The organism is Lewinellaceae bacterium, from assembly GCA_020636135.1.
Classification (GTDB): domain Bacteria; phylum Bacteroidota; class Bacteroidia; order Chitinophagales; family Saprospiraceae; genus JAGQXC01.
On sequence record JACJYK010000002.1, the window covers coordinates 932,488 to 942,708 of the forward strand.

General features: G+C 33.5%; 8 protein-coding genes. 3 read left to right on the plus strand and 5 right to left on the minus strand.

The annotated features are described in order from the left end of the window. Nucleotides 1-17: 17 nt before the first annotated feature. Nucleotides 18-470, minus strand: a complete 453-nt coding sequence (locus H6570_19140) for a hypothetical protein (GenBank protein ID MCB9321403.1) — start codon at nucleotides 468-470, stop codon at nucleotides 18-20. Between the two features lie 834 nt (nucleotides 471-1,304). Between H6570_19140 and H6570_19145 the strand changes: the two genes are divergently transcribed. The 3 genes from H6570_19145 to H6570_19155 are packed head-to-tail and all read left to right on the plus strand — an operon-like array spanning nucleotide 1,305 to nucleotide 3,269. Then, complete coding sequence (locus H6570_19145; GenBank protein ID MCB9321404.1) at nucleotides 1,305-1,541, plus strand: helix-turn-helix transcriptional regulator; 237 nt, start codon at nucleotides 1,305-1,307, stop codon at nucleotides 1,539-1,541. Continuing rightward, nucleotides 1,507-2,316: a restriction endonuclease gene (locus H6570_19150; protein ID MCB9321405.1), complete on the plus strand. Its 810-nt coding sequence runs from the start codon at nucleotides 1,507-1,509 to the stop codon at nucleotides 2,314-2,316. Before H6570_19145 ends, H6570_19150 begins: the two co-directional genes overlap by 35 nt. After that, nucleotides 2,316-3,269, plus strand: a complete 954-nt coding sequence (locus tag H6570_19155; protein MCB9321406.1) for a hypothetical protein — start codon at nucleotides 2,316-2,318, stop codon at nucleotides 3,267-3,269. The genes H6570_19150 and H6570_19155 overlap by 1 nt, the downstream gene beginning before the upstream one ends. On the opposite strand, the gene H6570_19160 is transcribed toward H6570_19155, so the two are convergent. The 4 genes from H6570_19160 to H6570_19175 form a co-directional block, all read right to left on the minus strand. Beyond that, nucleotides 3,233-5,113, minus strand: coding sequence for an SAM-dependent DNA methyltransferase (locus H6570_19160; GenBank protein ID MCB9321407.1), 1,881 nt, complete (start codon nucleotides 5,111-5,113; stop codon nucleotides 3,233-3,235). The genes H6570_19155 and H6570_19160 overlap by 37 nt on opposite strands. 254 nt (nucleotides 5,114-5,367) lie before the next feature. Continuing rightward, nucleotides 5,368-6,903 carry a T9SS type A sorting domain-containing protein gene (locus H6570_19165; GenBank protein ID MCB9321408.1) on the minus strand — a complete coding sequence of 512 codons (1,536 nt, stop codon included), beginning with the start codon at nucleotides 6,901-6,903 and terminating at the stop codon, nucleotides 5,368-5,370. A gap of 792 nt (nucleotides 6,904-7,695) precedes the next feature. After that, on the minus strand, nucleotides 7,696-8,871 hold the full coding sequence (locus tag H6570_19170) for an acyltransferase family protein (GenBank protein MCB9321409.1): 1,176 nt from the start codon (nucleotides 8,869-8,871) through the stop codon (nucleotides 7,696-7,698). A gap of 204 nt (nucleotides 8,872-9,075) precedes the next feature. Further along, nucleotides 9,076-10,221: T9SS type A sorting domain-containing protein (locus H6570_19175; protein MCB9321410.1), on the minus strand; the 1,146-nt coding region annotated here is incomplete at its 5' end.

The following is a 10,221-nucleotide window of genomic DNA, read 5'->3' on the forward strand; positions in this document are numbered from 1 at the left end:
CCATTTTAAGAGTCATTTCAGCACATCCAATATTTCTTTCCTTCGAGATCGATGATTGCGGGTCCACCTGTACACCCACCAATCTCGTCTAATTCAACATCACTTTCGGTGTGCGTGATGATCCATGGCCCGGATTTGTGTTTCTTTAATATCCCTTCATCAAGCACTTCTCCTTTTTTGATGCCTGATAGTTGTCCATCTCCTTCGTAGATGACTTTAACCGAATCTCCTTTGATATCAACGGCTACTTTCTCATTCATGGTCTTTCCATCCCATTCAGCAAATACAATGTCGTAACGATAGGTGCCATCTGGAGGTATGGTATCAGCTGCTCTATTTTTTTGATCAAATGTTTCTGTTCCGCTCTCTACGGGTCTAGTGATATCCATTGTAAGAATACGCTGCACATCAGCTGAATATGCCCAAGAAATGGTTAAAGAAAAGATCAATGTGAATTGAAGTAATTTCATCGTTTGAACGCTGAGTTTAGAATCCGAGATAACGGACCGGACTAGGCGGCCGCCCCGGTTATCTTTTGATATTGGTAATGCGTTTTGATCGAAGCAACGTCTTTCTTTATTGAATGCCTATTGGCGGAACGGAGGGATGGCGTCCTAGTCGTTGTTAGCATGTCGTATCATGTTATAGTGTTTCTCAATGTACTGTATTTTTTTGATTGCATTGCCAATATGCCCAGGACCACCACCGGAATCTACCACAGCCAGGTTCATGGGGCTAGGTTGTATGTTTGTGTTTTGTTATACCCTTTGGACGTGATCGGAGCATCCTGTAATATCTTTTGATTTCAGTTAGAATGTTTGTCTCGTGGATGCTATGAACCACCCATACCACTGCAGCCTGAACAGCGCGTTCATAATACGCCCCACAATTCCAGTGTCATTTGGGAAAAGAGGATGACGGTTAACTGCAAGGAAATCATTTCAATTTCTGATTTTCAATTTGATAAAATAGATTCATGATGGGTTAATGACCTCTATTCTGCTACGTATTGATTTATTTGATTTTAGTTCATTCAGTGTCCAGAGTTCAAGGTGCAAGTATGCATGCTAACGGTCACCTGTATGTGGCGTAGCCGATTGCGGGCTACTTTCCTGTCAAACCGAGATGAAGTGGATGCGGGTGAAGAACCTACATTTACCCACAAAACCGGCTATGACATATACAGATTGTTAGGCGTATGTGCTTTTTTTTAATCATCTAAGATAAATCAAATTATTCAAAAATAGTCGTGAGTGTTACTTATAGTCTTTGGCTTATAGTCTACATTTATAAATCTTTGCAATATGGATGTAAAATCTAAAATCGGTATAAGAATTAAAGAACTTAGAGAACAGAAAAATATGTCTCAAAAGGATTTAGCATATTCTGCTGATTTAGATAGAAGTTATATTGCAAGTGTTGAAAACGGTCAAAGAAATATTTCCATTGTAAATATTGAAAAAGTATCAACTGCACTTGGTGTTACCCTAAAGGAATTTTTTAATAATGGCAAATTTGATAACAATTCAACGGGCAGTTGATAATTTTAAAGAATTAATTGAGACTTCAATTCTCGAAGGTGGAATAAAAGCCAAAGAGGCAATGATTAGGTCATCAAGACCGATTAATAACATTCACGAAGCAGTAAAGGCAGATTTAATTCGAAAAGGAATTTCACCTGCAAGAATACACCCACCACTCGGCGAAACTACACCCGAATTAAAACTAGCAGGTTTTATTAAACAAAAGTATCAAGATGTATCTGTTTCCCCGGAAGGGCATGTGCCTGAAGAAGAAATAATGACAGAAGGTATCCTACGAGAGGCAACTGACTATTACGGTAAAGATTATACGGAAAGGACAATTTCTATCAATGTTAGAAGTCAAATGAGTTCCTTGGCAAAAAATTTCGATACTCTTTATGAAAGGACTATTGCCGAAGCTCAGAACCTGCACGTAAGATGCCCAAAAATGGTTTTAGGTGAAGTCTATATGATTCCGGTAAAAGAGTATGATGCCTCGGTAATGGATAATAATGAAATTGACTTTATTGACCGAATTGGGGCTGTTGAAAAATACATTAAGTCATTCCAAGCAATAAATGGACGACCAGACTACAAAAGAGAAGATTACAAATATGAAAGAGTTTGTTTGCTCCTTGTAGATTTTCAACAATCACCTGCAAAAATTTATAGTACAAACCAAGAGCTGTATGATGATGGTTTGCTAGAAAGAAATTCCGATGCCAGTATAGAGGAATTATCGTGGGAAAGTTTTACCGATTCAATTCTTGAATCTTATAGTGATAGATTTTAATGACTAAAAGTAAAATACTTACAAACGCAGAAGAAGTTCAGCTTCAGCAAGTCAAAGATACGATTGACCAAAATATTAGAAATGCGACTCCATTAAACATACTTCAAGTTGCATGTGATAATTTTAGATTTGCTTTTAAAAGAGCTGTTGAAATTGCGGGCGATAAGGGTAAACAAAGTTTAACAACTTCAAGTAAACATATTTTGCTATTCCACGAAGTTGTAAAATCCGAACTTATTAGAAATGGTGTACGACCTGATTTAATTTTTCCACCACAATATAGTTCTGAGGGAGAATTGAAGTTTACTGGATTTATAAAAGCTAAGAAGCAAGATATTTCGGCTGTGCCATCAGCTTATATTGGCAAAGAGACACCCGAAAATATTACAATTGGTATGATGACTGGAAATATTGATGTATTTGGTAAAAATTATACGGAAAATTCTCTGGTGGTTAATATTAGAAGCCAAATGAGTAGTATTGGAAATAATGTTGATACGATAGCAGAGAGGGCTTTTGCAGAAACACTTAATTTACATATGAGATGTCCGAATATGGTTTTAGGTGAACTATTTATTTTACCAATTACTGGCTTAAAAATGAATGAAGTAAAAAAGAATAATCCAGTTTATGAGCCAATTATTAAAACCAAGAAGAAAAAAAATAGTAAAACAACAGCTGAATCTATTGAGACAGTAATTAATACATATTCATCAATAAACAATAGAAATATTGCTTCTGATGAGGGCTATAAATATGAAAGGCTGTGTCTTATTTTAGCTGATTTCAGTCAAACACCTGTGAAGATATATAAAACTACGGCTGAATTAATTGCTGATAATTTGCTTCCAAATGGTTCTACTGCAACGCTTAATGGTTTAGAATTTGATACATTTATTTCAGATTTACTAAATATTTATTCTACAAGATTTGGTACTGGCAAGTTTAATTGATATTTCCGAATTAAAAGTTCATCTATTTCTTCTCTATTTTTTAAATTTCTTAGCAATTCAATTTCTTCTTTTGAAAAATCAGGGATTGTAAATTTTTCAATGAAGTTTTTTTGATAGCAAGGAAAACCACCCTGAATAGAAACACTGGTTTTACTAATATAATAGTCCATTACTATTGAGTTGAGTATTTTTTGTGCAACCAAAATGTTTTCTTCTTTTGATATTTCGTGTGTATCATCATCAAATAAAGACATTGATTTTGAATTATCCTTGTCAAAATAAATTCCGTAACCATTGGTATAATAAGCATCTTCTTCCGGCACAAACAGAAATCGTGGATGTTTGCTAAAAGTTGGATTAAGTATTTTTTTACCGAATCTTGTAATTCCTTGTGTTCTGCCCCAAACATAAAATGGTGAATAATTACTTTTCCCTTTATCTCTTGTTTCCAACGTTTCCTTTTCTGAAAGAAGATACTCATAACACTTGGGATATTTGATTTGAAATTCTTCTTCGGAAATTGGAGTTGCATTTTTTAAGTCAGTAAAATAAGGTGTAATTATTCTCAACGTATTTCGCTCAATATCATTTTGGTTTTTGAATTGAGAAATTTTATATACAGGTTTTGTAATTTCCCTCTCGATATAAAAAGTACCTTTTTCAGTATTTTTAATTAAATAACCATTTTCTTCATTTGAAGAATCAACAAAGAAAATTTCATCTTTCAGAGTAGCAATTCCAACAGCGATATTAAATAAATTCTTAATTGGAGTCCCAATATTCTCAATTATCCGAATATTGTCCTGTTCGGCAGTTTTAAGCAACCGCCACTTTTTTACATTTAGCTGTTTCAAATAGTTTGGAGAACCATTTGCCGTCTTTAAAAATTCTTGACAAGTTTGATTATCTCCAATTTTATCAAACAGAACTGACTCATTCTCCTTTTTACTAGCAAATGTGATTGCAGTGTATGTTTGGGCATCAAATACTTTTTTGTGCCTAAAATCAACAATTCTAGTTAAACACTTTGTCTTTAGGAAATATTGGCGAAGTGATAACCCAGCTAAAGAGGTGAAATAATTGTTAGGAGTTATATAACCAAGTTTCCCGTTAGATGCTAATAGTTTGTATCCTAACTCAAAAAAAGCAAAATATAAATTGAATGTTCCATATTCAATCGTTTGCCATTTATTAGCCAAATATTGTCGGTTTTCATCGCTCAAATCTTGGTATTTTACATATGGCGGATTTCCAACAACAATTTCATATTTATTTGTCCAATTTGCTTTTAAACTATCTTGGTTAAATAAATTAAAATCAGATTCTTCAATTACTTCGTTATTTTGAAGTCCCAATAAACTTAAAATTGTTTTCGAGCGATTTATATTGTAGTCAAGTATGTCAGAGCCGAAAATATTTTCTTTGATTGTTTTTTTTATCGACTTTCTGTAATTCTTTTGATAATATTCCGCAATTCCAATTAAAAATGCTCCGCAACCACAGCTTGGGTCTAGGCATTTATCTTCTTCTTTTGGGGCAACTTCACTAATTATATAATCTACAATATATGTTGGTGTAAAAAATGCACCATTTACTTTTCTGTCGGTTTTTGGAATTAACAATTCTAAGTAATTCTCTAACTGTTTTAAATCACTTATTTCCAATGCAGATAGTTTTAGATAAACATCTGCATGAGGTTCAAAATCATTAAGTAATTCTTTTATAATTGGACTTTTTTCAAAGTCAAGATTGTTGCTTTGAATGAATGAATAAACAAGGTGTTTCTCAATAATGTCAATGTCTTGAGTTTTTAAAATGTCGTTTATGATACCTTTGTTTATCACCTTTCTTGTGTTGATTATAAGCAACAAAATTAATCTAAATTCTTGCGGTTTGCAAATAAACTTTTAAACAAATTTTTCTTAATAGGATGTACTTGGGAGCAAGGATTTTAGCATTACGCCTAACGTTGAGTATAAGAGCAGTAGCGGATTTCAAGGCGATTCCCTGTCCGCTACCACAAAAGTTTATTAAATGCACTACTTTCAATTTCAGTACTTCACCCGCTATTGCTCTTATACAATGTTAGCGGCTGCACTTATTTTTCAATTATTAATTTACGTGTTAAATAGCCAGTCCCTGTTTCAATTTTTATTAAGTACAAACCATTTTGTAGGTCTGGCAGATGTACTTGATTGGAATTACTTTTTCGCAAAATTATTTTCCCTGTCATATCAATTATTGAAATCGCTTTTATGGATTCAGAAGTTTCAATGTTAATGGTATTTTGTGCAGGATTTGGGTATATAAAAATTTTCGGAGTAAATGTGTTCTCATCAATTCCTGTTGTTAAACAAATATTGTCAATTGCTTCACTTGTATAAATACCAATAGGCGAAAGATTAAATTGAAACATATTTTGGTAACCAGTCTGCGCTCCAAGATTTAGAATTTGTCCAGACGGCATTGAAAAGTGAGTTAGAAAATCATATGTTAACTGTCCAAACATTACATTTGGCCAATGAAATTGTACTAACTCTATTTTGGATTGTTGTGATAAATTTACCATTGCCTTAACGAAAAGAGTATCAATTGAAACCCAATAATCGAATACGTCTCTCGAGTAAATCAGTTGACTGGTTGCCACAGGTTGATTGATGTTGGTCATCTCACTATTTGTTGCTTTATAACACCATGACTCCCCAATCACCAGTTTTTTATTGTTAGCATCTGCTACGGAATCTATTTTAAAAGCAATATCATTTATATAATTGAAGTGAGGCGGATATATGTGATAATCAATGTAGTCAACATTTGTTAGCGTAGCAATTTTTTCAAAAAAGTTATAATCGTCCCATGTTCCGGCACCGGCACCGAGCAATGTCGCACCGGTATTTAGATTTGTGATAAAATAATTGACAAGCGAAATGGTGCTGTCAACACTATAGTCAATTAGATTATATAGATTGTATTCTTGTGTCTGTGGCTCCATTTCCAATGTCAGGTAGTCAGGTTGCAAGGAGTCTATAATGGTCTGCATCATTTGTAATTTTTCCAGTTTAAATCGGGCGATTTCGAGAGAATCATTCGTGAAAATATTATTGTCTGGATTGAAGTAGTGTTTTTCAATATCGCTGGTCAGTTTTGGTTCTCCAAAAACAGAATCAACGAAAGCTGCTTGACAACCTATAATTAATTTGAATCCTTTTTGTTTTATTTTTTGACAAACAGTCACATAAAAATCTAGGTAGTATTGTGAGTTTGTAAAGGAGTCAACTAGCATTGGATATTGGAGTGTCACATCAACAGCTTTATATCCTAAAGTGTCAAATGCCATTAACATAGTGTCAATTTTGGCATAAAGTGCATTTTGATAAACGGGTATAGGATAAGGGAAAGCAGTATCAGGTGTAAATAACGCGTAACCTCTATTGCTGTTTGCAAGCATTAAATTTCCTGCAAAGTCTGTACAATAGAGGTGGTTGTCCCAACGGTTCAGAATTTCGTTGTTTATCTGATTGAGTTTAAATGTTAGTTCAACTTTTGCCGTGTCCCATTGTGGTGGCACTTGTGCTTTAACTTGCGAAGAACATAGTAGGAAAACAATTCCGAAGAAAGTAATAATCTGCTTCATATGTCTTGATTTAATGATTTGTCATTTGACTACAAATAATGCTTAAGGTTTAATATGTGTTGCCGCTAACGCCACAATATGTTGCGTTTTTAGTTGTTTAAGACTACCAAAGTAATGAAATTTTGTAAAAACCCCATTTAGCAGAGAAGGAAATAAGTAAAAATAAAACTTAAAAATCCCTACAAGCAAAGTTGAAATTTGCCACCAACAAGTACGCACCTACAAAATGAATGGAGCAAACCACCTAAGCCGCAAAAAGCAGAACAGTTAGCAACAAAAAAATGCAATATATTGAATGTTAGGTGCTTTTATTTTAAAGCCAACGCCTCAAAATCCGAAGGGGAAAAAGTAACTAAGTAACGCGTACGAGTGTAGCAGAAAAGCAGCTTAAAGGTCAGCCCGAAAGAGGGAAAAACTACGAGCATAGCAGCAATACCACAGGAGCAACAGAGCGTAAAAAAAGTTGGTTAGCTTACCAATAGGAAAAATAGTGCAAACTGTTTGGTACAAACTTTTAGAAACCACCAAAAGCAAACGCTATCGAAAACTGTAAGCCATAAGTAACTAAACTATTTTTGCGTAAAGAAAGCAGAGAAGAATCATCATCTCTCGCTCCGAAAGTATCAGATAAAGGGCTTTTCTTTTTTTAAGGAAATGACAAAGTTAAAAAACTAAAGGAGAGAATAAGAAATTGCACCTAACGTTGGCAATATGGCATGAAGCGGATTACGAGCGATTCACTATTAAACCGTGACAAAATTGAAACGGGCTACCCCCCTCCAATTAAGCACTTTACCGCTTTTTGCTATATTGCGTGTTGTAACCAGTTTTTTTTGTTTTTTTCATTCCAAATAAAAATCTCATTGTATTATTCGGTCGAATAAATAGATGATATATAAGTACACAGATTGAAAAACAAACTAAAAGTAAAAATACATATTTAAACGCTGTATTATCTGGTGTTTGAACAACATAAAAGCCAATAACAACAATAATGGTCTGATGAAGAATATAGAACGGATAGACAGCCTGATTACAATAGGCTAATAAATTACTTTTTTTATTTAAATATTTTTTACCATATCCTAAACTAGTTAACACCCATGCCCAAGCATTTAAATTTATTAGAGCAATGAAAATGTAGGTTTGAGGTTTTGTTATCCAATTATCCCATAAATCGAATGGTTCCCAACCATTCCACCTAATTATATTGATGAAAAGAATTAGTAAAAAAGCAGTTCTTAAGTAGAACCGTCTTTTTCGCTCAATTTGCTCAAGAATAATTGGGAATTTATACATTAATACTCCAATAAAAACAAAAAATATAAAGAACGAATGTCTTGCCCAATCGTTAATCAAATCGTGCGTAGTTTCAAATCGAGTTGCTAAAAAAGTATAAGGGATTATAGCTAAAAAAATAATTGGAATTATTGAGTAATCTTTATTAAAAAAAAAGTCAAGTTTATTTCGTACATTCTTTTTACTGAGATATACTGATAATGGTATTGATAAAATATTATAGCAGAATAAATAAGGGATAAACCAAAGATGTAACCAATGAAAATTACCATTTGGATACCACTTGAACTCTAAAAAAGTTTGATAAAATTCGAGATAATTGAAATCTATTCCTTGTAATTTTCGTTCAAAATAGATTTGAGGTGCAACCAACAAAAACGTCCATATCACAGTTGGGATAATTAGTCTTTTAAATCGTTGATAAAAAAAATGTCTTTGATTCATTTTTTCAAGAAGTATGGCAGAAACAAAACCTGAAACAAGAAATAACAAAGGCATTCTAAATGCGGACATCCAATAGTTTAGTTCCATTAAAACATTGCTTGATGAAACGTCTTTAATATGCCAGTCATTTTCCACTACAAAAATCATGTTTACATGAAATATGAACATCATTAAAATTGCAATAACTCTTAGGAAGTCTATATAGTAGTATCTGTTTTTCATCATATTTAGGCTGGTAAATTAGATGTATGACGATTTAAGTCGGTAAATGTTACTGGTGATGTCAAATTGGTTACAACGGTGAGTATATGGCAAGTAGGCGATTGCGGACTTCAAACCTATCAAACCGAGATGAAGTTGAAGCGGGCTACAACCGTTGAATTTACTACTATTTCGCCTATTTGCTATATACATTGTTAGCGGCTGCACTTATTTTTCAATTATTATTTTTCGTGTTAAATAACCATACTCTGTTTCAATTTTTATTAAGTACAAACCATTTTGTAAGTCTGGGAGATGTAACTGATTGGAATTACTTTCGCGCAAAATTATTTTGCCAGTCATATCAATTATTGAAATCATTTTTATAGACTCAGAAGTTTCAATGTTAATGGTATTTTGTGCAGGATTTGGGTATATAAAAATTATTGGAGTAAATGTGTTCTCATCAATTCCTGTTGTTAAACAAATACTGTCAATTCCTTCACTTGTATAAAGACCAATAGGCGAAAGATGAAATTGAAACATATTTTGGTAACCAGTCTGTGCTCCAAGATTTAGAATTTGTCCAGGCGGCATTGAGTAATGTGTAGCGGAATCATAGGTTAATTGTCCAAACATTACATTTGGCCAATGAAATTGTACTAACTCTATTTTGGATTGTTGTGATAAATTTACCATTGCCTTAACGAAAAGAGTATCAATTGAAACCCAATAATCGAATACGTCTCTCGAGTAAATTAGTTGACTGGTTGCCACAGGTTGATTGATGTTGGTCATCTCACTATTTGTTGCTTTATAACACCATGACTCCCCAATCACCAGTTTCTTGTTGTTGGCGTCTGCAATAGAATCAATTCGAAATGCAATATCATTTATATAATTGAAGTGAGGTGGATATATATGATAATCTATGTAGTCAACATTTGTTAGAGTAGCAATTTTTTCAAAAAAGTTATAGTCATCCCATGTTCCGGCACCGGCACCGAGCAATGTCGCACCAGTATTTAGATTTGTGATAAAATAATTGACAAGCGAAATGGTGCTGTCAACACTATAGTCAATTAGATTATATAGATTGTATTCTTGTGTCTGTGGCTCCATTTCCAATGTCAGGTAGTCAGGTTGCAAGGAGTCTATGATGGTCTGCATCATTTGTAATTTTTCCAGTTTAAATCGAGTGATTTCGAGAGAATCATTCGTGAAAATATTATTGTCTGGATTGAAGTAGTGTTTTTCAATATCGCTGGTCAGTTTTGGTTCTCCAAAAACAGAATCAACGAAAGCTGCTTGACAACCTATAATTAATTTGAATCCTTTTTGTTTTATTTTTTGACAAACAGTCACATAAAAATC

Coding starts and splice junctions, on each gene's coding strand:
- H6570_19155 (MCB9321406.1), top strand. CDS start 2,316: ATGACTAAAAGTAAAATACTTACAAACGCAGAAGAAGTTCAGCTTCAG.
- H6570_19165 (MCB9321408.1), bottom strand. CDS start 6,903: ATGAAGCAGATTATTACTTTCTTCGGAATTGTTTTCCTACTATGTTCT.
- H6570_19145 (MCB9321404.1), top strand. CDS start 1,305: ATGGATGTAAAATCTAAAATCGGTATAAGAATTAAAGAACTTAGAGAA.
- H6570_19140 (MCB9321403.1), bottom strand. CDS start 470: ATGAAATTACTTCAATTCACATTGATCTTTTCTTTAACCATTTCTTGG.
- H6570_19150 (MCB9321405.1), top strand. CDS start 1,507: ATGGCAAATTTGATAACAATTCAACGGGCAGTTGATAATTTTAAAGAA.
- H6570_19170 (MCB9321409.1), bottom strand. CDS start 8,871: ATGATGAAAAACAGATACTACTATATAGACTTCCTAAGAGTTATTGCA.